The 25,883-nt window shown below is 61.0% G+C and carries 24 protein-coding genes; 15 read left to right on the top strand and 9 right to left on the bottom strand.

Annotated elements, in window-relative coordinates:
- Positions 1–225: 225 nt before the first annotated feature.
- The gene (locus tag BUA42_RS20150) at positions 226–1,113 is read right to left on the bottom strand and encodes a sulfotransferase domain-containing protein (protein ID WP_072780147.1); all 888 of its coding nucleotides are present in this window, start codon (positions 1,111–1,113) and stop codon (positions 226–228) included.
- A 56-nt stretch (positions 1,114–1,169) separates the two neighbouring features.
- Positions 1,170–1,985, bottom strand: a complete 816-nt coding sequence (locus BUA42_RS20145; RefSeq protein WP_072780152.1) for a DUF2189 domain-containing protein — start codon at positions 1,983–1,985, stop codon at positions 1,170–1,172.
- A 133-nt stretch (positions 1,986–2,118) separates the two neighbouring features.
- On the opposite strand from BUA42_RS20145, the gene BUA42_RS20140 reads away from it, so the two are divergent.
- Positions 2,119–3,045, top strand: coding sequence for a sugar kinase (locus BUA42_RS20140; protein WP_072780146.1), 927 nt, complete (start codon positions 2,119–2,121; stop codon positions 3,043–3,045).
- On the opposite strand, the gene BUA42_RS20135 is transcribed toward BUA42_RS20140, so the two are convergent.
- From BUA42_RS20135 to BUA42_RS20120, 4 genes are all read right to left on the bottom strand, one after another.
- A complete protein-coding gene (locus tag BUA42_RS20135; RefSeq protein ID WP_072780145.1) occupies positions 3,042–4,532 on the bottom strand; it encodes a tripartite tricarboxylate transporter permease in 1,491 nt (496 codons plus the stop codon). The genes BUA42_RS20140 and BUA42_RS20135 overlap by 4 nt on opposite strands.
- A 9-nt stretch (positions 4,533–4,541) precedes the next feature.
- Positions 4,542–5,006: a tripartite tricarboxylate transporter TctB family protein gene (locus BUA42_RS20130; RefSeq protein ID WP_084066318.1), complete on the bottom strand. Its 465-nt coding sequence runs from the start codon at positions 5,004–5,006 to the stop codon at positions 4,542–4,544.
- 35 nt (positions 5,007–5,041) lie between these two features.
- Positions 5,042–5,995: a Bug family tripartite tricarboxylate transporter substrate binding protein gene (locus BUA42_RS20125; protein ID WP_072780144.1), complete on the bottom strand. Its 954-nt coding sequence runs from the start codon at positions 5,993–5,995 to the stop codon at positions 5,042–5,044.
- A gap of 111 nt (positions 5,996–6,106) precedes the next feature.
- The gene (locus tag BUA42_RS20120; RefSeq protein WP_072780143.1) at positions 6,107–7,441 is read right to left on the bottom strand and encodes an NAD(P)H-dependent oxidoreductase; all 1,335 of its coding nucleotides are present in this window, start codon (positions 7,439–7,441) and stop codon (positions 6,107–6,109) included.
- 215 nt (positions 7,442–7,656) lie between these two features.
- On the opposite strand from BUA42_RS20120, the gene BUA42_RS20115 reads away from it, so the two are divergent.
- The 4 genes from BUA42_RS20115 to BUA42_RS20100 are packed head-to-tail and all read left to right on the top strand — an operon-like array spanning position 7,657 to position 11,112.
- Positions 7,657–8,427 carry a transketolase gene (locus BUA42_RS20115; protein ID WP_143152763.1) on the top strand — a complete coding sequence of 257 codons (771 nt, stop codon included), beginning with the start codon at positions 7,657–7,659 and terminating at the stop codon, positions 8,425–8,427.
- Positions 8,424–9,470, top strand: coding sequence for a transketolase family protein (locus tag BUA42_RS20110; protein ID WP_072780142.1), 1,047 nt, complete (start codon positions 8,424–8,426; stop codon positions 9,468–9,470). Before BUA42_RS20115 ends, BUA42_RS20110 begins: the two co-directional genes overlap by 4 nt.
- Positions 9,467–10,357, top strand: a complete 891-nt coding sequence (ltnD, locus tag BUA42_RS20105; RefSeq protein ID WP_072780141.1) for an L-threonate dehydrogenase — start codon at positions 9,467–9,469, stop codon at positions 10,355–10,357. Before BUA42_RS20110 ends, ltnD begins: the two co-directional genes overlap by 4 nt.
- The gene (locus tag BUA42_RS20100; protein WP_072780140.1) at positions 10,354–11,112 is read left to right on the top strand and encodes an SDR family NAD(P)-dependent oxidoreductase; all 759 of its coding nucleotides are present in this window, start codon (positions 10,354–10,356) and stop codon (positions 11,110–11,112) included. Before ltnD ends, BUA42_RS20100 begins: the two co-directional genes overlap by 4 nt.
- Before the next feature lie 41 nt (positions 11,113–11,153).
- Here the strand turns inward: BUA42_RS20100 and BUA42_RS20095 are convergent, their stop codons facing one another.
- From BUA42_RS20095 to BUA42_RS20085, 3 genes are all read right to left on the bottom strand, one after another.
- On the bottom strand, positions 11,154–13,127 hold the full coding sequence (locus BUA42_RS20095) for a DUF4214 domain-containing protein (RefSeq protein ID WP_072780139.1): 1,974 nt from the start codon (positions 13,125–13,127) through the stop codon (positions 11,154–11,156).
- Between the two features lie 292 nt (positions 13,128–13,419).
- Positions 13,420–14,268: a fumarylacetoacetate hydrolase family protein gene (locus tag BUA42_RS20090; protein ID WP_072780138.1), complete on the bottom strand. Its 849-nt coding sequence runs from the start codon at positions 14,266–14,268 to the stop codon at positions 13,420–13,422.
- A gap of 38 nt (positions 14,269–14,306) precedes the next feature.
- Positions 14,307–15,008 carry a GntR family transcriptional regulator gene (locus BUA42_RS20085; protein ID WP_072780137.1) on the bottom strand — a complete coding sequence of 234 codons (702 nt, stop codon included), beginning with the start codon at positions 15,006–15,008 and terminating at the stop codon, positions 14,307–14,309.
- Between the two features lie 166 nt (positions 15,009–15,174).
- Between BUA42_RS20085 and BUA42_RS20080 the strand changes: the two genes are divergently transcribed.
- The 10 genes from BUA42_RS20080 (at position 15,175) to BUA42_RS20035 (ending at position 25,866) form a co-directional block, all read left to right on the top strand.
- Complete coding sequence (locus BUA42_RS20080; RefSeq protein ID WP_072780136.1) at positions 15,175–16,188, top strand: TRAP transporter substrate-binding protein; 1,014 nt, start codon at positions 15,175–15,177, stop codon at positions 16,186–16,188.
- A gap of 96 nt (positions 16,189–16,284) precedes the next feature.
- A complete protein-coding gene (locus BUA42_RS20075; RefSeq protein ID WP_072780135.1) occupies positions 16,285–17,100 on the top strand; it encodes a TRAP transporter small permease subunit in 816 nt (271 codons plus the stop codon).
- 1 nt (position 17,101) lies between these two features.
- Positions 17,102–18,697, top strand: coding sequence for a TRAP transporter large permease (locus tag BUA42_RS20070; RefSeq protein ID WP_072780134.1), 1,596 nt, complete (start codon positions 17,102–17,104; stop codon positions 18,695–18,697).
- 4 nt (positions 18,698–18,701) lie between these two features.
- Complete coding sequence (locus BUA42_RS20065) at positions 18,702–19,787, top strand: mandelate racemase/muconate lactonizing enzyme family protein (protein ID WP_072780133.1); 1,086 nt, start codon at positions 18,702–18,704, stop codon at positions 19,785–19,787.
- A complete protein-coding gene (locus BUA42_RS20060; RefSeq protein WP_072780132.1) occupies positions 19,784–20,734 on the top strand; it encodes a phytanoyl-CoA dioxygenase family protein in 951 nt (316 codons plus the stop codon). Before BUA42_RS20065 ends, BUA42_RS20060 begins: the two co-directional genes overlap by 4 nt.
- A gap of 67 nt (positions 20,735–20,801) precedes the next feature.
- The gene (locus tag BUA42_RS20055) at positions 20,802–22,292 is read left to right on the top strand and encodes a UxaA family hydrolase (RefSeq protein ID WP_072780131.1); all 1,491 of its coding nucleotides are present in this window, start codon (positions 20,802–20,804) and stop codon (positions 22,290–22,292) included.
- The gene (locus BUA42_RS20050) at positions 22,289–23,353 is read left to right on the top strand and encodes a Gfo/Idh/MocA family protein (RefSeq protein ID WP_072780130.1); all 1,065 of its coding nucleotides are present in this window, start codon (positions 22,289–22,291) and stop codon (positions 23,351–23,353) included. Before BUA42_RS20055 ends, BUA42_RS20050 begins: the two co-directional genes overlap by 4 nt.
- Entirely contained in the window at positions 23,350–24,246 is an 897-nt protein-coding gene (locus tag BUA42_RS20045; protein WP_281249794.1) for an NAD(P)-dependent oxidoreductase, read from the top strand. The genes BUA42_RS20050 and BUA42_RS20045 overlap by 4 nt, the downstream gene beginning before the upstream one ends.
- Entirely contained in the window at positions 24,243–24,971 is a 729-nt protein-coding gene (locus BUA42_RS20040) for an SDR family oxidoreductase (protein WP_072780128.1), read from the top strand. The genes BUA42_RS20045 and BUA42_RS20040 overlap by 4 nt, the downstream gene beginning before the upstream one ends.
- 7 nt (positions 24,972–24,978) lie before the next feature.
- On the top strand, positions 24,979–25,866 hold the full coding sequence (locus tag BUA42_RS20035) for a DMT family transporter (RefSeq protein WP_245819080.1): 888 nt from the start codon (positions 24,979–24,981) through the stop codon (positions 25,864–25,866).
- Positions 25,867–25,883: the final 17 nt, after the last annotated feature.

Genomic DNA, 25,883 nt, shown 5'->3' with positions numbered 1-25,883 from the left:
GTGGAGCGAGTATGATTGGCACGAGGACAAAGACTGGGACCCGTTCGCTAAGATACATGGCCTCATCTGATCAGGCGGAGTTTTTCACCGGTATCGGTCGTTTTTGTCACGTCGCCCTCCTAGGCTAAAAGACCAAATGCTTACCCAGACCACAAACCCCATGCGAAACCTTTGGGGTTTTGCGAGGTTTCTGACACCGACCCACCCTCCCGAACTGAGTTTCCGCTAGCCTGGGTTGGTCCCCTCAGACCCGTATTCCAGCCACGCCCGCTCCTCTGGTGGAAGGTGGGCGTCCATCATCGCGTTGTAAGCCGCCAGTTCGTCGGGTGTCAGAACGCCGTGCCATTTGCCGCTGGTGCCGCTGTGGAAGAACTCCGCATCGGATTTGAAGAAGCCTTTGCCGCCCGAGGGGGCGAAGCGGGTGGCGTTGGTTTTCATGTTGTCGAAGGTGGCGGCCTGAATGAGCTTGTCCACAAGCGCGCGCGGGTGAGAGATGTCGAGCAGCGCCGCAACGGTCTCCATCGTGCCTGCCAGATCGCGCGTCATGTCGGCGTAGTGAAAGAGCGTCACGTTGGGCCGGTCGGCCAAGGCCTTTGCGGCTTTGTAATGCTGCAGGATATGCGCCAGCGGCATTACGTCGGTGTCGAAGCCCTCGGCCCCGCCATCGAGGAAGCGGCGGAAGGTGATGCCGTCGGTGTCGTCCTCGGGATACCACAGATCGAACCACGGCAGCGGCACGTTGCGGACGTGTTTGCGGTACGAGAAATGCGCATCCAGCGGGTGCCGGAAGACGCAGAGATACTGCGCCTCATCGTGGAGCGGCAGGCCGTCCATCGGCGTATGGCTTTTCATGCTGCGCCGGTGGGTCATGGCGTCGAGCCGGGCGGCGACCTCGGACATCTCGCGGACGCGGATATCGACCCAGGGCATCTTGACGGAGAGTTCGGTCTCGACCTCCGGATCACCCGAGAACAGCAGGGCGACGATGGTCTGCATCCAGGTCGTTCCACATTTCGGCGGGGTCACGACGATCACGTCGTCGGGGCGGATGTCGACGCTGTCCCAGCGGCGGTTGTCGGTCAGCGGGCCAAGGTAGAGCTTTGGTGGCGACATATCTGGCAGGCCTCCCACGGGTTAAAACGGTACAACGGTACAAGGTGATGGATCGATCAGCCTTCCTCTGGTGGGACGGCCCGCTGATAGAGATGCCACGTGGTGTGCCCGAGGATCGGCAGTGTGACGATCAGGCCCAGAAACGCCGGAACCATCGACACGACCATGGTGACCGAGATGATTGCCGCCCAGGTGAGCATCACGAAGGGGCTCTCCGCGACGACGCGAATGGACGTCAGCATGGCGGACACGAAATTGGTCTCCCGGTCGAGCAGCAACGGCATGGCGATCACGGTTACCGTGAACAGGGCAGCCGACAGAAACGCGCCCACGCCGGTGCCAATGGCCAGGAAGGTCCAACCGTCCGGGGTGTAGAGGACCGTGTTCAAGAACCCGTCGAAATCCGAGAAGGAGGCGTCCTGCAGGATGATCGCCAGCCAAAGCCGGACCTGATACATCCAGACCCAGAAAATGAACAATGTGACAAAAGCCATCCAGCCCATTTCGCGATTGCGCTGATCGGCCATGACCGTGAGGATATCAGACCAGCCGAACTGCTCTCCGGTTTGCAGCCGGCGCGACATTTCATAAAGCCCCGCGGCGGCGAAAGGCGCGACCAGCGGAAAGCCGACGACGGCGGGAATGATCATCCAGATCATGTTGAACCAAATCAGGCTCCAGACGAGCAGGAGTCCAAAAACCGCGTAGAACAGACCTAAAAAGCCGCTCATGACGGGGCGTGCCAGAAAGTCGGAGACGCCGGCCTTCAGCGCGGCGGCGATATCGGCCGCGGTCACCGTATTGACCTTGGGCATGGCCTGCTGCGGCGTCAGATGATCCGGTGGTGTGGACCCTGCGGTCTTGGACGTCATGGCACCCTCCTCCCGAAGCATGGCACAGGAGTGGCCCGTTTGCCAACAATGGTGGCCGTTGTCGCCCTCCCTTTCCTGCGACCCGTTTCGTGGTACATGCGGGGACGACCGAAGATGACCTGAGAGACACGCCATGACACATGTCCCTGACACCCGCCCCCTCACGCTTTTATGTGTCGGGGAATGCATGGTGGAGCTCGCGCAGCTCAGCTCGGACACCTATCGGCGCGGTTTTGCGGGGGACACGTTCAACACGGCGTGGTATGCGCGGCGGCTTTTGCCGGAGAATGAGGGCATCGGGTATCTGAGCGCCATCGGCACGGATACGGCCAGTGCCGAAATGCAGGCTTTCATGGGCAGTGCAGGTATCGACACCTCGCCTTTGCGTGAAGTGCCGGACCGGACCGTGGGGCTTTACATGATTTCGACCGACCATGGGGAGCGCAGCTTTTCCTACTGGCGCGGGCAATCTGCCGCGCGGTTGCTGGCGGCGGATGAGGCGTGGCTGTCCACCCATCTGGGTTGTGCGCGGATGGTCCATTTCTCGGGGATCACGCTGGCGATCCTGTCGCCTGACCATCGGCTTCGGCTGACGGACGCGTTGAACGCGGCGCGGGCATCCGGAGTGACGGTGTCGTTTGACACCAACCTGCGGCCCCGGTTGTGGGAGAGCGAAGACGCGATGAAAGCGGGATTGGTGCTCGGGGCGTCAGCGGCGGACATCGTGCTTCCGAGCTTCGACGAGGAAACGGTGCTTTTTGGCGATGCAGGTCCGGACGACACGATTGCGCGGTATCGCGAGGCCGGTGCGACCACGGTGGTGGTCAAGAACGGCGCAGAGCCGCTGGTGGCGACGTCGCCCGAGACGGGTCAGTTCACCCTGACGCCCACACCTGTTGGCAGGGTGATCGACAGCACCGCCGCCGGGGACAGCTTTGCCGCAGGTCTACTGTCAGGTCTTGCCATGGGTCAGCCTTTGCCCGAGGCCGCGCAACGCGCAATGGACTTGGCGGCCCGGGTAATCCAGGCGCCGGGGGCGTTGGTTGAAGACGCGGTCTAGACGGTTTGTCTGCGCGCCAACTGATGCCGGATGAACGGGAACAGCAGGGCGATCACCGCAGTCACGCCGAGCACCAGCGCAATGGGATGGCCGGTGAAGAAGGCAAAGAAATTGCCGTCGGTCAGGATGAGCCCCTGACGAAGCGTAATTTCCAGTGTCGGGCCGAGGACCATACCGATCACCAGCGGTGCCATCGGAAAGCCTTGTCGGCGCAGGATGAACCCGACGACGCCGGCGGCACCCATGACAAGCAGATCGAACGGGTTGCCGCGCACGAAATAGACGCCGACGGCGCAGAGAAGCACGATGGCGGTCATCATGTAGGCCTCGCGCACGCGCAGGATGGGGGCGGCGACGCGCGACAAGAGGATGCCAAGCGGCAAAAGCAGCAGGTTGATGATGAAGAAGCCCGCGAAGATGGCGGCGATAAGGGTGGGGTTATCCTCGACCAGTTTCGGCCCGGGCGTGATGCCGTGCAGGGTCAGCGTGGCCAGCATCACGGCGGTGATGGCATCGCCGGGGATTCCAAGCGCCATGGTCGGCACCAGTGCACCCCCGGTGACGGCGTTGTTGGCTGCCTCGGAGGAGACGATACCGTCGGGTTCGCCAGTGCCGTATTTGTCGCCATTGGGTGAGGACCTGCGCCCTTCGGCGTAAGAGATGAAGGCGGCGGTCGCGGCGCCTGTCCCCGGAAGAACGCCGATCAGGTTCCCGATGAGAACGGATTTGCCGAGGTTCTTGTACCGGCCTTTCCACATGGCGAGGCTTGGGAGTTTCACGCCCTTAAAGTCGATCAGCTCTGATGTCTGGGACAGCTTCGCGCTCGCCCGCATCAGGACTTCAGACAGGGCGAAGACACCGATCACGACCGCAAGCAGGTTGAAGCCCGCGAAGAGCTGCCAATTGTCGAAGGTAAAGCGCATCTCTCCGATGATCGGGTCGCCGCCGACGGTGGACAGGAAGATGCCGATCATCCCGGCGAGAAGTCCTTTGATCACCGACCCGGTTGAGACCGAGACGATGCAGGTCATGCCAAGCAGGATGAGGGCGAAGGTCTCAATCGGGCCGAACTCAAGCGCAAAGGCGGCGAGTTGTGGCGCGGCGAAGATCAGGACAATGGCCGAGACGAGACCGCCGATGACGGACGCGACCGTGGCCCAGCCAAGCGCCAGACCGGCCTCCCCTCGTTGCGCCATCGGGTAGCCGTCAAGGCAAGTGGCAGCGGATTGGGGCGTGCCGGGCGTGTTGATGAGGATCGCGGCGATGGAGCCGCCATAGACCGACCCGGCATAGACCGCGAGAAGCAGAAGGATCGCAGGCGCCTGCCCCATGGTGAGCGTGAATGGCAGGACCATCGCGACCGCAACCGTCGACCCGATACCAGGCATGGCCCCGAGGACGATGCCAAGCACGGTGCCCATCACCAGAACCAGCAGCCCTTCGAAGGTCAGCAGGATCGCAATGGCGTCGGGAAGGGCTGACAGCATCGATGGGCCTCAGAACAGATGTGTGAAGCGAGACACCGGCAAGGGCATGCTCAGCATGTGGTTGAAGAACAGAACCAGCGCGCCGGGAACCGCTATGGCGTAGAGCGCGACGAGAAGTGGATTGCGCACGCCAAAGATCGGCAGGCTGATGGCGGCGAAAATGACTGAAGGGATAAAGAACCCTTCGCGCCCGATCACGTTGGTGTAGATGACCGAGGCGACAATAAGCAGACCAAGTCTGGACCAGCTTGCGACAGGGGCATTGGCCTCGGTCCGTTGCATCGTTTGAACAAGCGCGATCAAAGCGAGGCCCATCCAAAGGGTCAGGATGATGCGCGGAAAGAACACTGGTGATTGCGCGGCGACGCCTGCGGTGAAGGTCTGCTGAAAGGTCGACGCATAAAGCCCTGCCCCGACCAGAAAGAGGCCGAGCAGGACGAAGACCCGTTCGTTGAGGATGCGATTCATGGGCATATGGGGCGGTCCGCTTTGGGACCGCCCCGAAGACCTCAGAGACCCGCCGCTTCGATCAGCGCGCCGTTGGCTTCGTATTGCTGACGGAAGAACGCTTCGAACTCTTCCGCGCCACGGAAATTGATCACCGTGCCGGAATTGGCCGCGAACTCCTGGAAGCCTTCGGAATTGACGGCAGCCTCACAGGCCGCTTCGAGCTTGGCGGTCACCTCTGGCTCAAGCCCCGCTGGTGCGAAAAGACCGCCCCAGAGATAGAGCTCGTTCAGGGGCGGTTCGATGCCGACTTCGGTGGCCGTCGGCACATCGGGATAGGTTTCAAGCCGTTCGTTGTTGAACACCATCAGCGGGCGGAAATCGCCCCGGCTCATCAGGATTTCAGTGTCGCCGAAGAACTGGATCGTGCCGGCGGTCAGTTCCTTTACGGCCGGGCCGGAGCCCTGGAACGGCAGGTGCTTCAGCTTGTCCAGAATGCCGAGACCGGCGAAGGCGGCCACCGTCGTCAGGTGGGTCATCGCGCCAGGACCGGAGGAGCCATAGACCAATTCGCCGGGGTTGGCGTTGGCGGCATCCACCACATCCTGCGCGGTCATGTAAGGCGTGTCGGCATTGGTGAAGAGCAATGTCGGCGAGGCCGCGACAGAACAGATCGGCGTCCAGCTATCGACGCCATAAGGCACGTTCTTGATCTGCGGCTGGATCGTGGACACCGTAATCGAGAAGTAGCCCAACTGATAGCCATCCGGGCGCTGGCCCTGCAGGGCCGAAGCGGCGACCGTGCCGGACCCACCCGCCATGTTCGACACGAACGCCTCACCGCCGATGGCTTCGGCGAAATGCGGGGCGAAGCCGCGCAGCAGAAGGTCGGTGCCGCCACCCGCATTGAACGGCGCGATCAGGTTGATCGGGCGTTCCGGAAATGCGTCATCCGCAACAGCGGTCGTGGCAATGAATGCACTGGCGACGATGCCAGCAACGGCTTTGAAATTCATGAAGTGTCCTCCCTGGACGGGACGTCATTGCGTCCCATGGTTTTGTTTTTGAATGACGAAAGAGTAGAGCAGTTTGGGCAAAGGGAAACCATAAATGCGCGTCTGGCTTGGTTATTCCATCATGGCTTTCTGCTCTGTACGCAGCGCGACGATGTCCTGATCCTCGGTCAGATCGACATCATCGAAGGTGACGACATGGTCTTGCGCGACGTCTCGTTTGAGCCGCACGTGATGCGCCAGACCGATGGGCAGCGCGTCCATCGGGGCCGCGATCCGCGCGGGGATGGCTTTGGCCCAGACAGTGAAGCCGCCTTCTCCGTCGAGCCAGTCTCCAGCCTTCAGGTCACGCTTTGCGGTCGCCACGGCATCGGCGCGGTAACGGGTGGAACTGCCGGTGGCCTCACCCCGGAGGCAGGCCGAGAGGACGGAGACGCTGGTCTCCAACCCGATGAGGTGGAAGGGCCGCCACATCGATGCGTACCAGCCGCTGTCATCGGTGAGCAGCCCGTATTGCTGGAAACAGTCGCGCGCGTAGGCGTCAGGCGCTTTGAAGGTCACGAACATGCCGTACTGGATGTTGTTCCAAACCACCCGTCCGTCCGGTTCGCGGCTGGCGGCGATATCGACGAGACCGGTACTGTCGAGGCGTCCACCCTCGGAGACCGGTTTGAAGACTTGCGCCAGATCGTGCAGCCCGGCGGGCGGGAAGGCCAGCCCGTCATCGGGGCAATCCAGCCCGGTCGCATTCGCGACGGCGGCCATCTCGATCGCGGCTTTGGTGCCGTCGGTGAAGGAGTTGTACATCTTGGGATTGAAGTCGCCCTTCGCCACCTCCTCTTCGGTCCAGCCGAAGAAGCTCCAAACCGTGTCCGGGGTCGAATAGCGGTAAGGCGGCGCGAAGTTCATGCCTTTACCCGCCGCGACCAGTTCGAACCCGGCGGTATGGACCCAGTCGACCAGTTCACAGATTGCGGCGGGCTGGTCGCCATAGGCCATCGAATAGATCACATCGGCCTCTTGTGCCCGCTTGGAAAGGATCGGGCCGCAAAGAATGTCGGCCTCGACATTCACCATGACAACGTGCTTGCCGTGCTCAATGGCGGCCAAGGCATGGCGGACCCCGGCAAGCGGATGGCCCGTCGCCTCGATGAGGCAGTCGATCCCGTCAAAGGCACAGAGCGCCTTCGCGTCGTCCAGCACATGCGTTTTGCCAGTGGAAAGCGCGTCGTCCAGCGACGTGGCGAAGCGGTTCTCGGTCCAGCCGACGCGGGCCAGCGACGCGTGCGCCTTCTCGATGTCCAGATCCGCGATGCCGACCACGTGTAATCCGTTCAGGTACTTTGCCTGGTTCAGGATCATCGACCCGAACTTGCCCGCACCGATCAGGCCGATGCGGACCGGTTGCCCGGCGTCGGCGCGTGCTGCCAGCATGGATGACAGATTCATCTTTCTCCCTCCCCGACCTTTTGGTCTTGCACCCTAATCGTGCTGTGGGGAAATGGTATACCAAATTTAGATTGCCAAAACCTGCGCGTGGTGCTTCCCTGCCGCGCAAACAGGGGGACGATGGGGAGGAGCGCGTGACGGATGCAGCGGCGGTATCGCGGCCCAATGTGAGTCTCGCGCAACGTGCCTGGGCAATCCGGCGCAATGCGCTGCTCATGGGCGAGGTGCAGGGTCAGGGCTATATCGGTCAGGCGCTTGGCGCGGCCGATCTTCTGGCCGTCAGCTATTTCCACGCCCTGACCTATCGGCCGAATGATCCCGAATGGGAGGGGCGCGACCGGTTCTACCTGTCCATCGGCCATTATGCGATTGCTTTGTATTCGGCGCTGATTGAGGCGGGTGTCTTGCCCGAAGGCGAGATTCCCACCTACGGCATGGATGACTCGCGCATGCCCATGTCCGGCATGGCCGCCTACACGCCGGGAATGGAGATCACGGGCGGGTCTTTGGGCCACGGCCTTGGCATTGCGGTCGGCGCTGCGATGGGTCTGAAGCGGAAGGGCAATCCGGCCTTTGTCTACAACCTCATGTCGGATGGAGAGCTTGGCGAAGGATCGACCTGGGAAGCGGTGATGTCGGCGGTGCAGTGGAAGCTCGACAACCTGATCTGCTTGGTCGATTTCAACGACCAGCAGGCCGATGGCAAGACGACGGATGCCTTGGCAAGCGGCCCGCAAGCGCCGCAATGGGAGGCGTTCGGCTGGCATGCGCAGGAGGTCGATGGCAACGACCTCGACGCATTGGTCAGCGCGTTCGATACCGCGCGTCATCTCAAAGAAGCGAAACCGCGCGTCATCATCTGCCGTACGAAGATGTGCAAGGGCGTGCCCTTCCTCGAAGAGCGCGAGATGGCGCATTTCGTGCGTGTCGAGCCCGAGGAGTGGGCCAAGGCCTTGGCCATTCTGGACGAGGGCAAGCCCGTATGACCGAGCATTTCCCACCCCATTCGCGCCGCAAGTCGAAATACACGCCACGCACCGTACCAGAGAGCAAGGTCGCGACATCCGCTATGATCGCCTCGCTCGATTCCGAAGGCCGCGACACCATTGCAGCGCCATTCGGAAACGCGCTGATCGAGTTGGCCAAGACCCGAGACGATATTGTCGGGCTGTCCGCAGACCTGTCGAAATACACCGACCTGCATGTTTTCGCGAATGCGTATCCCGACCGCTTCTACCAGATGGGCATGGCAGAGCAGGTGATGATTTCCGCCGCCGCGGGCTTGGCGCGCGAAGGGTTCACGCCCTTTGCAACGACCTACGCCGTCTTCGCGTCGCGTCGGGCCTATGACTTCATCTGCATGGCGATTGCCGAGGAAAACCTGCCCGTCAAAATCTGCTGCGCCCTGCCCGGCCTGACCACGGGCTACGGTCCCAGCCATCAGGCGACCGAGGATCTGGCGATCATGCGCGGAATGCCGAACCTGACGGTTCTGGACCCCTGCGATGCCATCGATACGATGCAGGCGACGAAGGTAATCGCCGACCATCCCGGCCCGGTCTACATGCGCCTTTTGCGCGGCCAAGTGCCGAACGTGCTGGGCGCTTACGATTACCAGTTCAAGCTCGGCAAGGCGCAGATGATCCATGATGGATCGGATGTTTTGTTCATCGCGTCCGGCTTCATGACGATGCGGGTTCTGGACGCGGCAAAGGCGCTTGCCAAAGATGGCGTGTCCTGCGCCGTGCTGCATTCGCCGACGATCAAGCCGCTGGACGCAGAGACGATCACAGCCGAAGCCGCGAAGGGTGGGCGGCTGGTTGTGACGGCGGAGAACCATTCGGTCACGGGTGGTCTGGGCGAAGCGGTTGCAGCGACCCTGATGCGCGCCGGTGTGCATGTGCCGTTCCGCCAGATCGGCCTGCCGGACGAGTTTCTGGATGCGGGGGCGCTTCCGACACTACACCAACAATATGGGCTGACGGTCGATGCAGTCTGTCAGTCGGTTAAATCCTGGGTGGCGCAATGAGCACTTCAATCATCGGGCTGGGTGCCATGGGCCTTGGTATGGCGCGGAATATCCTGAAGGCGGGGATCGATCTGAAAGGGTACGACCTGTCGCCGGAGGCACGCCAGCGTTTCAGCGATGCGGGTGGCGTGCCATGCGATACGGCGGAGGAAGCGGCGCAAGAGGCCGACCTTCTTCTCATCATGGTGGTGAACGCCGATCAGGTGCGCGCGGTTCTGTTCGATACAGGCCTTATGGCTGCCCTCGCGCCGGGTGCCACGGTCATGCTGTCTTCGACAGTTGCGCCATCGGATGCGCGAGAGATCGCGGCGCGGGTGGCCGAGGCGGGGCATGTTCTGCTGGACGCGCCGGTCTCGGGTGGTCAAGTCGGGGCGGAAGCCGGGACACTGACCGTGATGGCGTCCGGTCCTGCGCAAGCGTTCGATCGCGCCGGGCCCGTTCTCGATGCAGTGTCGGGCATCGTGCACCGCTTGGGCGATGAGTCCGGACAGGCCGCGACCTACAAGGTGGTACACCAACTCGCAGCGGGTGTGCATCTGGCGGTGGCGGCTGAACTGATGGCGCTTGGCGCAAAAGCCGGGTGCGATCCGCAGACGCTTTACGACATCGTCACTAATGCGGCGGGCAATTCGTGGATGCTCGCCGACCGGGGGCCACGGATGATGCAGGACGATGCGCCGGTTGCGTCGAGCGTTGACATCTTCATCAAGGATCTCGGATTGGTCCTGCAGACCGGCAAAGACGCGGGTGTGCCCCTGCCCCTGTCCGCCGCCGCGTACCAGATGTTTACCGCCGCTTCGGCCATGGGACACGGGCGACAAGACGACAGCCGCGTCATCCGCGCCTACGAGGCGTTGATGGGACAAAAACTGAAGGACACACCATGACAGCTCTTCTCACCGGCAAGACCGCCATCATCACCGGCGCCGCAAGCGCACGGGGTCTGGGCAAGGCGACGGCGCTTCTGTTTGCCGAACACGGTTGCCGTGTGGCGATCCTCGATCTGGACGGTGACGCGGCACAGGCGGCGGCGAATGATCTGAGCGGCGACGGGCATATCGGACTTGCCTGTGACGTGACCGATCGGACAGCGTGTCTGAAACTGGCGAGCCATGTGGAGGCGAAGTTTGGCGCGGTGGATATATTGGTAAACAACGCGGGCATCACCCAGCCGCTGAAGCTCATGGAGATCGCGCCGGAAAACTACGATGCCGTGCTCGATGTCAATCTGCGCGGGACATTGTACATGTCGCAAGCTCTGATCCCGCACATGCGCGCGCGCAAATCGGGAAGCATTGTCAACATGTCTTCTGTGTCTGCGCAACGCGGCGGTGGCATCTTCGGCGGGCCGCATTACTCGGCCGCAAAAGCGGGTATCCTCGGCCTGACCAAAGCCATGGCGCGGGAACTCGCCCCGGACAACGTGCGGGCCAATGCGATCTGCCCGGGCTTCATCGACACCGACATCACGGCGGGCAAACTGACACCCGAGATGCGGCAGATGGTGCTGGATGGCATCCCGATGGGCCGCGCCGGGGAAGCGAAAGACGTGGCGGGCTGCGCTTTGTTTTTGGCGTCGGATCTGTCGGCTTACGTCACCGGGTCAGAGGTTGATGTGAATGGCGGGTCTTTGATTCATTAAAGTGCTCGCCAAACACGCATCGCGTCCGTCGTGCTTTGCTGTCAGATAAGGAAATAGCCGTCATCTATAAGCGGCGCGAGATTTTGCACGTTCTCTGGACTCTCTGCGAACCGCGCGAGAACTTGTGCCCGGGTGATATCTCCACTGTTCAGGTCATCGCGCCAAAACGCAAACCCCTCAGGGTCTCCGGGGCGTTGCAGTACGTTAAGATAGAGTTGGTTCACAAAATCCGAATTTGAAAGACTTGTGCCATATGTCCTTTCGAATTCATCTGATGTCAGAAAGAAACCAGCGACTTCATCAATACTCATCCCGCCGTCCATCACGTTTAACCAGAATTCGAGACCGTCATTGTCTGGCGTCCGGCTGAAGGCTGCTTGGTAAATGCGATACGCTTCGCCAGCCGTTTCGCCGGCACCGGTGTCTAGAACGAGTGTGCCATCGACAAATGTGATGCGTTCGACGCTATCAAGCACGTAGGTTTCTATGCCGTTCGATAGCTCAATCGAGTCAGCGGAGACTTCCGACGTGAAGCTATCTGATCGAGACGAAATGATGAATCTGTCCAACCCATCACGTAGATCGAGACGTTCACTACGACCCAAGGATCCAATTGTGTCATCGTTCGGCGTGCCGGGGTCACGGCTTCGGATGGTTCCGACACCTGCTGCATCTACGACACCGCGTAGAGGACCAAGTCCTTCATTCAAAAGCCTTATAGTCTGGTCATCTTGACCAAGTGTTACGGCAACAGGCGTGCGACCTCCTGCAAAAACGAGTTCGGTTCCAATTTCGGTGCCATCCGATGCAAAGAGCCCGGCCACATTATCTGCAAACGCCTGAAAATGCGCGACATCATCCAGAACCGTGATTGCAAGACCTTGCTGTCCGGACGTGCCGGGATTCAGGTCAGTCACAAGAGATGTCCCTGCTACTGTCCCATCGGTCACCCAAAGTTCTTGTCCTGCCTCAGCTGTGGTTCCCCAGAAGAAGGCTTTGGAGGTGCCTGAGACGACCGTTTGCAGCCCGGTCAGGTTTGATGTCAGCTGTTGAGTCCCCGCACCTGTCCCATCCGAAATAAATAGGTTGTTGTTGGAGACAAATAGCAGGTTTTCACCGAAATCGACCAATTGACTTGGAGTGATCTGAACACCGTTGATGACCGACGCGATAAGTTCCAGGGCAAACGGTGCGTTTGTGTCCAATCGGAACAGTCCTGTATCGGAATTGAACGTATCTGTTGTAGATAAAGGCCTCCGACCCGACACAAACAGAGTGTCACCAGCGTATTCGATGTCACCTATGAACGGACTGCCGCCGGGATCGTCTGGCTTTGTTAAAACATTGACGTTACCGGCCGCATCACCGAAGACAATGCCGCTACTACCTGCGAAAAACCCACTGCCACCACCATTGGGGAAGTTGGCGACAAAGTAGACACCGCCATCACCCATGACAAAGTCACGCGGGCTGCCGTTTTCAGAACTGGAAGTCACGTGAAAGTCTTCGTATACCGTGCCACCAATGGCACCGGTCCTGATTGCGAGTTCATTACCGGCGTTACCGCCCGCCGCATAAATCGCGTCTCCGGCAATGCCAAGCCAGTCCATATAATGTCCGCCACCGTTGAAGCGATCGTTGAACGGTGACTCGCTGTCATCGACGAGCGTTATCGTCGTGCCTTCGTTCAAGAAGCGAATCGGCTCGCTGCCCGCGACTGCGTAATCCTTGTAAATGACGCCGCCTTGGTACTCAGTCAGAAACGGCGCCCCCGATCCTGCTAGGGCATCCTCGGTATGAATGGTCGTCACCGAGCCGGATTGTGCATCATAGACGCGGAGTTCGTAGATCGGATCGGTTGCGGAGCTTTCATAAAACGCGAAGCCGTTCGACATATCCTCGGCTGTTCGCAATGTGCCGCTAATGTCGAATAATTCGCTAACAGCTACTCCGTCATACGCGTAAATCTTCTTGTTGCCAAAATTCCCGGCTTCGAAAATGATCGTATCTTTCACAATTCTGTTTCTCCAAAAGTGGGAAGAGGCTTTGTGTTCAAGTCGGACAGCGGACGAGCAAGCGGTAAACAACCTGCATCGAGTACGGCTCGGAATAGTGAGCCTATGCACTCTAACGATGCAGCGTCTGGAAACAAATTACAATCGCTGCGAAGGTCGCGTTATCTGAGTACGCTCCAAGCCGAATCGCCAGAGCGCAATTCTGGAAAGATGCGGTTTGAGTGGCTCAAGACCGCACTTTTTTTAACGAACCAGCGTCTCTGATGTGAGAGAAGCAGTCCGCGTTCAGCCTTTAGATTTCTGCCGCCTCTGCCACCTGACGCTGACGGCCCAGCCCTTCGACCTCGACCTCCATCACGTCTCCGGGTTTGAGGAAGCGCTGTGGTTTCATGCCCATGCCGACGCCAGAGGGCGTGCCGGTGGCGATGATATCGCCGGGTTGCAGCTCCATGAACTGGCTCATGTAGGACACGATTTCACGCACGGTGAAGATCATGTCGTCAGTGTTGGAGTCCTGCACCGTCTCTCCGTTGAGGGTCAGAGTTACGCGTAGATTCTGCGGGTCAGGCACCTCATCGGCCGTCACAAGGTAGGGGCCTGTCGGGCCAAATGTCGGCGCGGATTTGCCCTTCATCCACTGGCCGCCCTTTTCGATCTGAAACTCCCGCTCGGAAACGTCGTTGATCGTGCAATAGCCCGCCACGTAGTCCAGCGCGTCGTCCTCGCTGACGTAAAGCGCGGTCCGGCCGATCACGACGCCGAGCTCGACCTCCCAGTCACCTTTGACCGACCCGCGTGGGATGATCACCGGATCGAACGGACCGGACAGGGCCGACGTGGCCTTGGAGAAGAGGATCGGCTCTTTCGGCGGTTCGGCCCCGGTTTCCTCTGCGTGTTTGGCATAGTTGAGGCCGATGCAGAAAAAGTTCGGCACCGCGGCGAGGCAGCTTCCGATGCGCCCCGGCTCGGACACCAGTGGCAGGGCAGCCACGTCCACGGACCGCAACGTGTCGAGCGCTTCGAGCGACACGGTCGCTCCTGCGAAATCGGTCACGTGGTCGGACAGGTCTCGCACATGTCCATCCGCATCCAGAATGCCGGGTTTTTCCTGGCCCTTGGGACCAAATCGCAAGAGTTTCATGTCAGCCTTCCTGTTCAGTAGATGGTCTTTTTTTGGGGTTACGACGCTTCGGCGGTTTCCGCTTCTTCGTGTTCAAAATACTCGCGCACCTTGATGAGGATGTGTTCGAGATGGTCGGACAGGATCCCGCGCACCGCGTCCGCGTCGCGCCGTTTCAATCCTTCAACGATCAATGCGTGCTGGCGCAGCACGCGATCCCGGCTGTCCTGTCGGCGCGCCGACAGGAAACGGGCGCGCCACATGCGGCCGAGGATGCTCCGATGCGTTTCAATCAGCACGTCGTTATTCGAAGCGCGTGCAATCGCGAGATGCACCTGCATGTCCAACTCGAACACCTCGACCGGCTCAAGGACATCGTATTGCGACGCGAACCTGTCCTGGGCCAGAACGATTTCGTTGATTTGCGCGTCGGTCGCGGTTTGACAGGCCAGGTCGGCTGACAACAGTTCAAGCGCCGTCAGCACCTCTATGTTATCTGCAATCTGTTTGAACGACGGTTCCGACACGATGGGGCTGCGGGCGGGGCGCAGAACCAGAAGCCCCTCTTTGGCGAGAATACGAATCGCCTCGCGCATCGGGGTTCGGCTGACGCCCATCTCGGCTGCGTTGTCGCGTTCCTTGATCGTGGTGCCCGGCGCGAATTTCCCGTTCAGGATATCGCGACGAAGCTGCGCGGCGATGCGTTCGGGCAGGCTAGCATCGGTATCAACATCAAAATTTCCGTCGTCCGAACCGACCACTTGCGCACCCTGTGCCAGAATTCAAATTTTGGTATACCAAAAAATATTGATTGTCGACATGGCTTTCGCTAGCGTCGTTTCAGGATGGTATACCATCCATCGGAAAGACTTTGGTCAGACCAAACACAAAACAAGCGGTCGCAAGACTGCTACGGGAGGAAAATACATGAATTTCAAGTCCATTTTCATGGGAACAGCTGCGGCTGCGATGGTGGCAGGCGCTGTGAGCGCGGAACCGGTAACGCTTCGCATTCAGACACATTACGCGACAGAGCATCCGACAGGCCAGTTCCTGCAACGCTGGATCGACGACGTGCAGGTGATGTCGGGCGGCGATATCACCATCGAGATGTTCTATTCTTCGTCGGTTGTCGCGACCGTGGAAACCTTTGACGCGGCGATCAACGGCATCGTCGATTGCGACGCGACCGGCGGCGCCTACCAGACCGGCAAGAACCCGGCATTCCAGTTCGTCGGCGACATCATGGGTGGCTACGACACCCCGTGGCAGCAGTATAGCTGGCTCTATTACGGCGACGGCTACGAAGCCGCGCAGGCGCTTTACAACGAACAGAACATGCAGCTCATCGGTTGGTCGATCTACGGCCAGGAATCGCTGTCGTCCTCGCGCCCGATCGCTGGGTTCGAAGACCTGAAAGGCTGGAAGTTCCGGTCGCCCCCGGGCCTTGAAACCGAGATCTTCGAAGAACTCGGCGCCTCGCCCATCGTGATGGACTTCACCGAAATCTTTACCGCTCTGGAAACCGGTATCATCGACGGCGCAGACGCATCAGGCCTCGCCAACAACGTCGGCCTCGGCATCTATGACATCGTGAAGCACGCCACCTACCCCGGCTTCCACTCCATGCCGTCGGACCACCTTGCCTGTAACCTCGATGTCTGGAACAGCCTGACCGACCAGCAGCGCCGCATCATCGATACGGCCTGGCAGAAGCTGAGCTTCCAGATCGCGCTCTTCAACGAAAAAGCGAACTCCGAAGCCGCAGCAGCGCTGCAGGAACAGGGCGTCACGCTTTATGACTGGTCTGCCGAAGACCGCGCGACCTTCCGTCAGGCCGCACAAACAGCCTGGGAAGGCTGGGCCGACAAGAACCCGGAAACCCGCGCGCTTGTCGAAAGCCACAAGGCCTATCTGCGTCAGCTTGGTTTGATCAACTAAGCCTGCGCCGCCTTTGACTAAAGGCTGCAGCGGGCCCGCCATTGGGCCCGCTGATCCAAGAACATCCATCATCGTCCGCGAGGGGGAGCGCGCGTTATGACACAGGAAAGCCTGTGGCTGGGATCGTATCGAAAACGGGTGCGAACGGCCATGATCGCGAGCATAGTGATCACGCTTGCCCTTTATGCCTGGCTTGTCTTCAACCGCATTGCCTTCGGCGACGATGCACTTGGCATGCACGAGATGATCCGCCCCGTGGGCCGCCCTGTTGTCTGGGCCATGCTGACATTGACCTTCCTGTCTTTGCTGCTGGGATCGATCTACCTGTCTGACTGGGCCGTCTCGATCGAAACCAAGCCTGACGGGTTCTTCGACATCTTTTCGCTGATCTGCTCTCGCCTTGCCATGATCGCCACCGCTTTCATCGTGCTGGTCATGTTCTACGAGGTCGTCTCGCGCTACGTGTTCAGTCGACCGACGCTTTGGGCGAATGAACTGTCGCTCTGGATCGCCGCGTTCGTCTTCCTGTTCGCTGGCCAATACGCCATGCAACAGCGCTGCCATATCCGCATCTATATCATTTACGACATGTTCCCGCGCTGGCTGCAGAAACTGTCCGATCTGATCTCAGTTGCGCTGATCTGTGTCTTCACCTTCGCCATGATCTGGGGCGGATATAACGACGCGATGCGCCGGATGCTGCGGATGGAGACCTTTGGCACGGCATGGGATCCGCCCCTGCCCGGCACCGTCAAACCCGCCATCCTGATTATCATCCTTGCCGTGACGCTTCAGGCCGTGTCCAACCTGATTGCCGACTGGGACAAGGAACCGGGCGAACACACGCCGGCGGACGATATCGACGAAGAAGAAATCGAAAAGATCAAACAAACGCTCGGCGAGGTGAAGTAAGATGGTCGATATCGGCACCCTCAGCCTCATTATCCTGCTGGCCATGTTCGCGCTTCTGGCCATCGGGATGCCGCTTGGCTTTGCCTCTGCCTTCCTTGCGGTGGTGACGCTGGTTCTGAAGTTCGACTTCGACATCCTGTTCCGCACCTTCGGACAAGGGCCGCTTTCGGTCGTGGGTCAGGCGGTCTACCGACAGATGACGAACTACGTCCTGATATCGGTCCCGTTATTCATCTTCATGGCGGCCTTACTCGAGCGATCCGGCATCGCGAAGGACATGTATTCCTCGCTCAATGTCTGGCTGTCCCGGACACGCGGCGGCATCGCCATCGTGACGTCGATCATGGCGGTAATCATGGCAGCGATGTCGGGCATCATCGGCGGCGAGGTGGTTCTTTTGGGCCTGATCGCCCTGCCCCAGATGCTCCGCCTCGGCTACAACCAGAACCTCGCCATTGGCACGATCTGCGCGTCGGGGTCTCTGGGCACGATGATCCCGCCGTCAATTGTTCTGATCTTCTACGGGCTGGTGACGGAAACCTCGATCAAGGCGCTTTTCACCGCGTCCTTCCTGCCCGGCTTCATGCTGGCCACCTTCTTTATCGTCTACATCGTGGTGCGCACGAACCTGAACCCATCGCTTGCGCCGCTGCCCGAACCCGTACCGGGTGAACCAGAGGGCAACGAGAAGCGCATGATGTTCCTGGGCTTCCTCGCCCGGATGGGCATGTGGATTTCCGGTGTTCTCTTGGGACGCGCGCTGTTCTTCACGGCCACCGGCGACAATCAGGTGGTTGAGAATACCGACCCCATTCCGCTCGGCATGGTCGCGGATATCCCCTACCTGATCGGCGCCTTCGCGATTTTCGCAGCCATCGCCTACCTCGTCGTCGGTGCGGAACGCACGCGTAGGGGCTGGCAAATGGGCAAGGGCCTCGTCGCGCCTATTGTTGTGATCGGGGTTGTTATGGGCTCGATCTACGGCGGGATCACCGGCATCACCGAAGCCGCTGGCATGGGCGTCGTCGCGGTCTTCGTGATTGGCCTTCTGCGGCGCGAGATGAATTTCGAGATCGTCTGGGATGCGCTGGTCCGAACCCTGCGATCCACCGGGACGATCATCTGGGTCACCATCGGTGCCTCGGCGCTGGCCGCCGCCTACACGTTGGCGGGCGGTCCCACCTACGTGGCAAACCTGATCGTGGGCTATGACCTGCCGACCATGGGTGTGATCCTGATGATGATGCTCATCTTCCTTATCATGGGGATGTTCATGGACTGGATCGGGATCGTGCTTCTCATCATGCCGGTCTTCCTGCCGATCGTGGTCCGACTTCCGGCCGAGGAAATCGGCTGGCTCGGCACCATCGACCCGCGCATGATCCCGATCTGGTTCGGCGTGGTGTTCTGTATGAACATGCAGGTCAGCTTCCTCTCGCCCCCGTTCGGCCCGGCGGCCTTCTACCTCAAATCGGTGGCGCCGCCCCATATCTCGCTGACGGACATCTTCCGGGGCTTCCTGCCGTTCATTTGCCTGCAGCTGCTCGCTCTGGCCGTGCTGCTGGCCTATCCGCCGATCATCACGGTGTTCCTCTAGTGCCATGGCAACGCTCGACAGGGTTCAGACCGATCACTACCTGATCCCCCTGCCCCGGGCGCTGGAGGACTCGATGCACGGCACCATGACCGTCTTCGAAGTCGTGACAGCACGGGTGACGGACTCCGACGGCGCGACGGGTGTCGGTTACACCTTCACCTGCGGCGTGAATGGTGGTGCGATAGCCGACATCCTCGCCCGCGAGATGACACCGATGGTGCTGGGCCGCGATCCCGCGATGATCGAGGCGATCTGGAAAGACCTGTGGTGGGCGTTTCACTATGGCGGGCGCGGCGGGCCGACAGCTCTTGCCTTGTCGGCTCTCGACATGGCGCTTTGGGATTTGAAAGCGGTCAAGGCGGGCCTGCCGCTTTACCAACTCCTTGGCGGATATGATCCCAAGGTGCCGTGCTACGCGGGCGGGATCGACCTTGATCTTACGCCTTCTGAACTTGTCGATCAGACCCACGAGAACATCGCGAACGGTCACCGCGCCATCAAGATGAAAGTGGGCCGCGACCTCTTGCGGGAAGACGTCGCCAAGATCGTCGCCATGCGCGACGCCTTCGGCCCCGACCTTCCGCTGATGGTCGACGCGAACATGAAATACACCGTGGACGCCGCCGTGCGCGCCGCCCGCGCCTTCCGTGAATTCGACCTTGTGTGGTTCGAAGAACCCATCCCACCAGAGGACCCGGCAGGCCACCGTCGTATCCTGACCGAGGGCGGCATCCCCATCGCATCCGGCGAAAACCTACGCTCGCTGTGGGAATTCCGCACCGCCATCGAAGGTGGTGTCACCTTCCCCGAACCGGACGTCACGAATTGCGGCGGGGTCACACCCTTCATGAAGATCGCGCGCCTGGCCGAGGCGTTTCACCTGCCTGTCACCAGCCACGGCGCGCATGACATCACCGTCCACCTGCTCGCCGCCTGCCCGAACCGGTCGTATCTCGAAGCGCACGGGTTTGGCCTCGACAACTATGTCGAAACCCCGCTTGCCATCACCGAAGGCCACGCCATTGCCCGCGACGTGCCGGGGCACGGCGTGGCGTTCGATTGGGACAAACTGGAAAGGGTCCGCGCATGAGCCTGTTTCTGTCCGCCGACCAGATCATAAGCTTCGAGCGTGACGGCGTGCTGGTTGTCGAGGATGTGCTTCCGCCCGACATGCTCAACGCGGTCAAAGCCGAATACACCAATTTGCTGGACGAGATGTACGACGCCTGGCACGCCGAAGGCCGCGTCCCGCCGCCAGGCGACATGGACTTCTTCCAAAAGCTGCTCGTCGCCTACGACGCCGGTTGCGAATGGTTTCAGCCCATGGACATCACCCTGCCGGGATCAAAGATCGAAGCAGACACCCCGTTCCACATCGGGCCAGAGGTGTTCAACATGCTCACCTGCCCCCAACTGCTCGACATGGTCGAAGATCTGATCGGGCCAGAGATCACGTCGAACCCGATTCAACATGTACGATTGAAACCGCCGTCCCGTACACTTCGTACAACGGAAACAACGGCGCATATCATGGCGACCGACTGGCATCAGGACCGCGCCGTAGCGCATGAAGATGGCGACCATACGAAAATGGTCACAGTCTGGCTCGCCATCACGGACGCGACGCTCGACAATGGCTGCCTGCAAGTCATTCCCGGCAAACCGCAGATGTATCCGCATTGTCCGAAGCGCCAGACCTCCATCGCGGATGGCTTTATCGACGAGTCAAAGGCGCAGCCTTTACCCGTGAAAGCCGGTGGCGCGGTGATCTTCCACCCGCTCACACCGCACGCTGCCCTCGACAACACGACCGACGGTTTCCGCTGGTCCTTCGACATCCGCTACAACGTGACGGGCCAGCCGACAGGGCGCGCGCATTTCCCCGATTTCGTTGCGCGCTCGCGCGAGAACCCGAACTCCGAACTCCGCGACTGGCGCGCATACAAACAGATGTGGCTCGACGCCCGCACGAACCTCGTCCCGAAACCGCATATTCCCATCCACCGATGGACCTCCGACAGCCCGGCTTGCGCCTAAGCCTGCCTCTTCATCTTGCCAAACAAACTCCGGGGGTTTGGGGGCTGGCCCCCAATGAGACATAGACATGAACACCGTCCGCCTGTCAGACCAAGACAACGTCGTCACCGCGATCCGCCCGCTTGAAGTTGGCGCCGAGGGCGCGATCCAACTCATCCCGCGCGGACACAAGATGGCGACAGAGGCCATCGCCAAGGGCCTGCCTGTCCGCAAATACGCGCAGATCATCGGCTACGCCGCCGAGGACATTGCCAAGGGTGCCCACGTCCACACGCACAACCTCGAATTCCGGGGCGTCGAGACAGAGTACGAGTTCTCGACCAACCTGCGCCCTGCCCCGCCGGCGGAGACCTTTGACACATTCATGGGCTACAAACGGGTGACCGGCCGTGTCGGCACACGCAACTACATCGCCGTTCTGACGAGCGTGAATTGCTCGGCCACCGCCGCGCGGATGATCGCGGCGCATTTCACGCCGGACAAGCTCGCCGCCTATCCGAATGTCGATGGCGTCGTCGCCTTCGTGCATGGCACCGGATGCGGCATGGCCGGGAGCGGCGATGGGTTCGAGGCCCTGCAGCGCGTGATGTGGGGCTACGCCCGCAACCCCAATGTCGGCGCGGTCTTGATGGCGGGTCTGGGCTGCGAGATGAACCAGATCGACTGGCTGGTCGAAGCCTATGGCCTGACGCCCGGCCCACTTTTCCAGACGATGAACATTCAGGATGTGGGCGGACTACAAAAGACGATCCAACTCGGCATCAAGAAGATCGACGCGATGCTGCCCATCGTCAACGAAGCGAAACGCGAAGAGGTCCCGGCCTCTGAACTGATGGTCGCCCTGCAATGCGGCGGATCGGATGCGTGGTCGGGCGTGACCGCGAACCCCGCCGTGGGGTACGCCTGCGATCTTCTCGTGGCCCAAGGTGGCACGGGCGTGCTGGCCGAAACGCCGGAAATCTACGGCGCGGAACACCTGCTCACCGCCCGTGCCAAGGATCGTGCAACGGGCGAGAAACTGATCGACCTGATCCGCTGGTGGGAGGACTACACCGCCCGAAATCATGGCAGCATGGACAACAACCCTTCCCCCGGGAACAAGCAGGGCGGGCTGACGACGATCCTTGAGAAATCCCTCGGCGCGGCGGCGAAAGGCGGAACGACACCTTTGACTGGCGTCTACAAATACGCCGAACCCGTCACCGCGAAGGGCTTCACCTTCATGGACAGCCCCGGCTACGATCCGGTCTCGGTCACTGGCCAGATCGCCAGTGGCTGCACTCTTGTCTGCTTCACCACGGGGCGCGGATCGGCCTTTGGCGCAAAGCCCAGCCCCTCCATGAAAGTCGCCACCAATACCGAGATGTACAGCCGCCTGTCCGACGACATGGATATCAACGCGGGCACGATCCTGTCCGATGGCAAATCCGTCGAAGAGGTCGGCCGCGAGATCTATGAGATGTGGCTGCGGATGGCGTCTGGCGAGCCGTCCAAATCCGAAGCGCAGGGGCTTGGCGATTACGAGTTCGTTCCCTGGCAAATCGGCGCCACGATGTGAGCCAGCCCGTCCCCCTTGTTGTAATCGGCGCAGGCTCCATCGGTCAGCGCCATATCGACGTCGCGCAGAGCAGCGCGGCGGTCGATCTGGTAGCGGTTGTGGAGCCGCACGACGCCACGCGCGACCGGTTGGCGCTGCAGGGACTGCCCGTGGTGGCCGATCTGGAGGATGTACCAAGCCAGACAAGGGCGGCGATCATTGCCACGCCGACACCGGATCACGCGCCCACCGCGATGCGCTGCTTCGACAAAGGCTGGGCCGTTCTGGTCGAAAAACCAACCGCGCACACCGTGGATGCTGCACATACGCTGATCACGGCGGCGGCGCAGAAGGGACTGCCGTTTTACACCGGCCACCATCGGCGCTGCCATCCCTTTACCATCCTCGCGCGGGAGATGCTGGCGGATTTGGGCGATCTCGTCGGCCTTCAGGCCTTTTGGTCCCTCCGCAAGCACACTGCCTATTTCGATGCAGAGTGGCGGCGACAGCCCGGTGCCGGTCCGCTGATGACCAATCTCAGCCACGAGATTGACCTCCTGCGCTTTCTGGTCGGTGACATTATCGAAGTGACGACGCTTCTGTCCTCGGCGCGCCGAAAACTGGCCATCGAAGACACCGCCGCGCTGGCCTTGCGCTTTGCCAATGGCGCGCTGGGATCGGTGCTGATGTCCGATGCAGGCGCGTCACCCTGGTCTTTCGAATCCGGCAGCTACGAGAACCCCGCCATCGCCGGCTCGGGCGAAGACTACCTGCGCGTTACAGGCACCGATGGCGCGCTGGCCTTCCCGTCGCTGACCCGCTGGGGGCGCAGCGACGACAGCGAAATCGAATGGTCCAAACCCCTGCACCGGCATCCGCCCGTCGCGCTGCCCAGGATTGACCCGATTGCCGACCAGCTGACCCGATTTGCACATGTGGTGAAGGGCGGCGAAGATGACGTGCTCTGCACTGGCGTGGACGGGGCGAAGGCATTGCAACTCACACTGGCCGCTGCCCTGTCGGGGCGCACGGGCCAACCGGTGCGCGCAAGCGACGTGCCCGGGGACTTTACCGGCATTTGAAAGGGAGACGAGAGATGAAGGTTGGATATATCGGATTGGGTCTGATGGGCCGCGCTATGGTCGACTGCCTGCAGAAGGCGGATTATGATGTCATCGTTCTTGGCAACCGCGACCGCACCGGCGTCGAAGAAGCGCTTGCGCGCGGCGCGACTGAGGCCGCGCATGCCCGCGAGGTGGCAGAGCAATCCGATGTTGTGATGTTCTGCATGGGCACCTCGGACCACGTCGAATCCCGCGTCTACGGCGATGACGGCGTGCTGGCCGGGGTGAAGCCCGATCAGGTTGTGATCGATTTCGGCACGTCCCTGCCTGCGTCAACGATCAAGATCGGCGCAGATATGGAGGCCAAGGGCGCCGCCTATCTGGACGCACCTTTGGGACGCACGCCCGCGCATGCGGTGGACGGGTTGCTCAACATCATGTGTGCCGGTGACAAGGCCGCCTTCGACCGGGTGAAACCGGTACTGGATGTGCTGGGCGAAAACGTCTTCCACCTCGGCAAGCTCGGCAACGGTCACACGATCAAGCTGATCAACAACTACTTCGGCATGACGACGGCCTGCGCGATGGCCGAAGCCTTTGCCACCGCTGATGCGGCCGGCATCGACCGTCAAACGCTGTTCGAAGTGATGGCCGCAGGCCCATTGCGCTCTGGCATGATGGAGTTCGTGCGCAATTATGCGGTCGATGGCGATGTGAACCTCGCCTTCTCGATTGCGAACGCGTCGAAAGATGTTGGCTATTATCGGCAAATGACGCAGGATTTGGGGCTGCACAGTCGTATGTCCGGATGTGCGGATGACGCGTTGAAGGCGGCCAAGAATGACGGTGACGGCGACAAGATGGTGTCAGAGATGGTCGATTGGATGAGCAAAAACCTGAGCACGTCATGACCGGGCGGCTTTCCGGAAAACGCGCCTTTGTCACGGCGGCCGGTCAGGGTATTGGCCGCGCCTGCGTCGAGGCCTTGATCGCCAACGGAGCCGAGGTGGTCGCTACGGATCTGCGCGGCGACCTTCTTGACGGGCTTGATGCGACACGAGCGTTCGCGCTCGATGTGCTGGACAAGGCCGCGCTGCAAAGCGCCGTTAAGGACGCAGCGCCCGATATCCTCGTCAATTGCGCCGGGCACGTGCATGGCGGTTCTGTGCTTGACGTCACGGATGATGAGTTCGCTTTTGCGATGCACCTGAACGTGCGCGCGCAGATGCACGCCATTCAGGCCGCTTTGCCGGGCATGCTCGATGCGGGCCGCGGATCCATCGTGAACATCTCCTCTGTCGCCTCAAGCGTGCAGGGCCTCCCCAACCGCTGCATCTACGGCACGTCGAAGGCGGCGGTGGTCGGCCTGACCAAATCGGTGGCCGCTGACTTTGTGACCAAGGGGATCACCTGCAATGCCATCGCCCCCGGAACAGTGGACAGCCCGTCCCTGCATGAGCGCCTCAAGGCCACGGGCGACTATGACGGCGCCATGAAGGCTTTCGTCGCGCGGCAGCCGATGGGCCGGATCGGCACCGCGCCCGAAATCGCCGACCTCGTGGTCTACCTCGGTTCGGATGAGGCGCGCTACATGACAGGTCAGTGCATCAGCATCGACGGCGGTATGACAATATGAGGCGCGCTTGGTAGGCGTTCTTCCCCGCGAAGACAAAACCGCCGCCGGCATTGGCGTCATGCTGCTGGCGGTGGCGCTATTCACCTGTATCGACACCTCGGCCAAATGGCTTCTGATCGCGGGTCTGCCCGCGCTGCAGGTCGTGTTCGCGCGCTACGCCGGGCACCTGATCGTGGCGCTTCTCGTCTATTTGCCGCAAGAGGGGCGCGCGGCGCTGCGCTCGCAAAGTCCGAAACTGCAATTCCTGCGATCTATCTGCCTTCTGGGCAGCACGATTCTCAATTTTCTGGCGCTCAGCTATTTGCCGATCACGCTCACCACCACAATCCAGTTCACGATCCCAATCGTCGTCACATTGCTGGCCATCCCGATGCTTGGTGAAACCGTCGGCATCCGGCGCATCGTGGCGGTCTGTGTCGGCTTTTCCGGCGTACTGGTGGTCACCCAGCCCTGGGGCGCGGAGTGGCATCCCGCGATGCTGTTCTCAATCACGTCGGTGATCGTGGCATCGCTTTATTTCGTGATGACCCGCATGCTCGCGGGCATCGAAAGCAACGCGACCCAACAGGTGTGGTCTTCCGCCGTTGCCACCGCCGTCCTGTTGCCCTTTGTCATCAAAGGCTGGACCTGGCCGTCCGATCCGACCGCCTGGGTCGTCTTCTGCGGGATCGGCTTTTTCGGAGCCACGGGCCACATCGCCGCCACGACAGCGCATCGCTGGGCTGACGCCTCGCTCCTGTCTCCGATGTTCTACGCCCAGATCGTCTTTGCCGCGTTTGCCGGGATCGTCGTCTTCAACACATGGCCCACGATTTACACGCTTGGCGGTGGCGCGATCATCATCGCCTCCGGCCTCTACATCTGGGCGCGCGAGCGCAAGGTGAAGGGCGGTTGATTTTTGCGCCGCCTCTG

Source organism: Marivita hallyeonensis, assembly GCF_900129875.1.
GTDB classification, from domain to species: Bacteria; Pseudomonadota; Alphaproteobacteria; order Rhodobacterales; family Rhodobacteraceae; genus Marivita; species Marivita hallyeonensis.
Note: the sequence above shows the minus strand (reverse complement) of the source record. Positions and strands in the feature narration are given on the sequence as shown.

Excerpts from the sequence above, each read along its gene's own strand:
- BUA42_RS20120 (WP_072780143.1), bottom strand. The coding sequence starts at position 7,441 with ATGAATCTGTCATCCATGCTGGCAGCACGCGCCGACGCCGGGCAACCG.
- BUA42_RS20125 (WP_072780144.1), bottom strand. The coding sequence starts at position 5,995 with ATGAATTTCAAAGCCGTTGCTGGCATCGTCGCCAGTGCATTCATTGCC.
- BUA42_RS20075 (WP_072780135.1), top strand. The coding sequence starts at position 16,285 with ATGACACAGGAAAGCCTGTGGCTGGGATCGTATCGAAAACGGGTGCGA.
- BUA42_RS20055 (WP_072780131.1), top strand. The coding sequence starts at position 20,802 with ATGAACACCGTCCGCCTGTCAGACCAAGACAACGTCGTCACCGCGATC.
- BUA42_RS20040 (WP_072780128.1), top strand. The coding sequence starts at position 24,243 with ATGACCGGGCGGCTTTCCGGAAAACGCGCCTTTGTCACGGCGGCCGGT.
- BUA42_RS20065 (WP_072780133.1), top strand. The coding sequence starts at position 18,702 with ATGGCAACGCTCGACAGGGTTCAGACCGATCACTACCTGATCCCCCTG.
- BUA42_RS20100 (WP_072780140.1), top strand. The coding sequence starts at position 10,354 with ATGACAGCTCTTCTCACCGGCAAGACCGCCATCATCACCGGCGCCGCA.
- BUA42_RS20080 (WP_072780136.1), top strand. The coding sequence starts at position 15,175 with ATGAATTTCAAGTCCATTTTCATGGGAACAGCTGCGGCTGCGATGGTG.
- BUA42_RS20110 (WP_072780142.1), top strand. The coding sequence starts at position 8,424 with ATGACCGAGCATTTCCCACCCCATTCGCGCCGCAAGTCGAAATACACG.
- BUA42_RS20140 (WP_072780146.1), top strand. The coding sequence starts at position 2,119 with ATGACACATGTCCCTGACACCCGCCCCCTCACGCTTTTATGTGTCGGG.
- BUA42_RS20070 (WP_072780134.1), top strand. The coding sequence starts at position 17,102 with ATGGTCGATATCGGCACCCTCAGCCTCATTATCCTGCTGGCCATGTTC.
- BUA42_RS20115 (WP_143152763.1), top strand. The coding sequence starts at position 7,657 with ATGGGCGAGGTGCAGGGTCAGGGCTATATCGGTCAGGCGCTTGGCGCG.
- BUA42_RS20135 (WP_072780145.1), bottom strand. The coding sequence starts at position 4,532 with ATGCTGTCAGCCCTTCCCGACGCCATTGCGATCCTGCTGACCTTCGAA.
- ltnD (WP_072780141.1), top strand. The coding sequence starts at position 9,467 with ATGAGCACTTCAATCATCGGGCTGGGTGCCATGGGCCTTGGTATGGCG.
- BUA42_RS20150 (WP_072780147.1), bottom strand. The coding sequence starts at position 1,113 with ATGTCGCCACCAAAGCTCTACCTTGGCCCGCTGACCGACAACCGCCGC.
- BUA42_RS20060 (WP_072780132.1), top strand. The coding sequence starts at position 19,784 with ATGAGCCTGTTTCTGTCCGCCGACCAGATCATAAGCTTCGAGCGTGAC.
- BUA42_RS20090 (WP_072780138.1), bottom strand. The coding sequence starts at position 14,268 with ATGAAACTCTTGCGATTTGGTCCCAAGGGCCAGGAAAAACCCGGCATT.
- BUA42_RS20145 (WP_072780152.1), bottom strand. The coding sequence starts at position 1,985 with ATGACGTCCAAGACCGCAGGGTCCACACCACCGGATCATCTGACGCCG.
- BUA42_RS20130 (WP_084066318.1), bottom strand. The coding sequence starts at position 5,006 with ATGCCCATGAATCGCATCCTCAACGAACGGGTCTTCGTCCTGCTCGGC.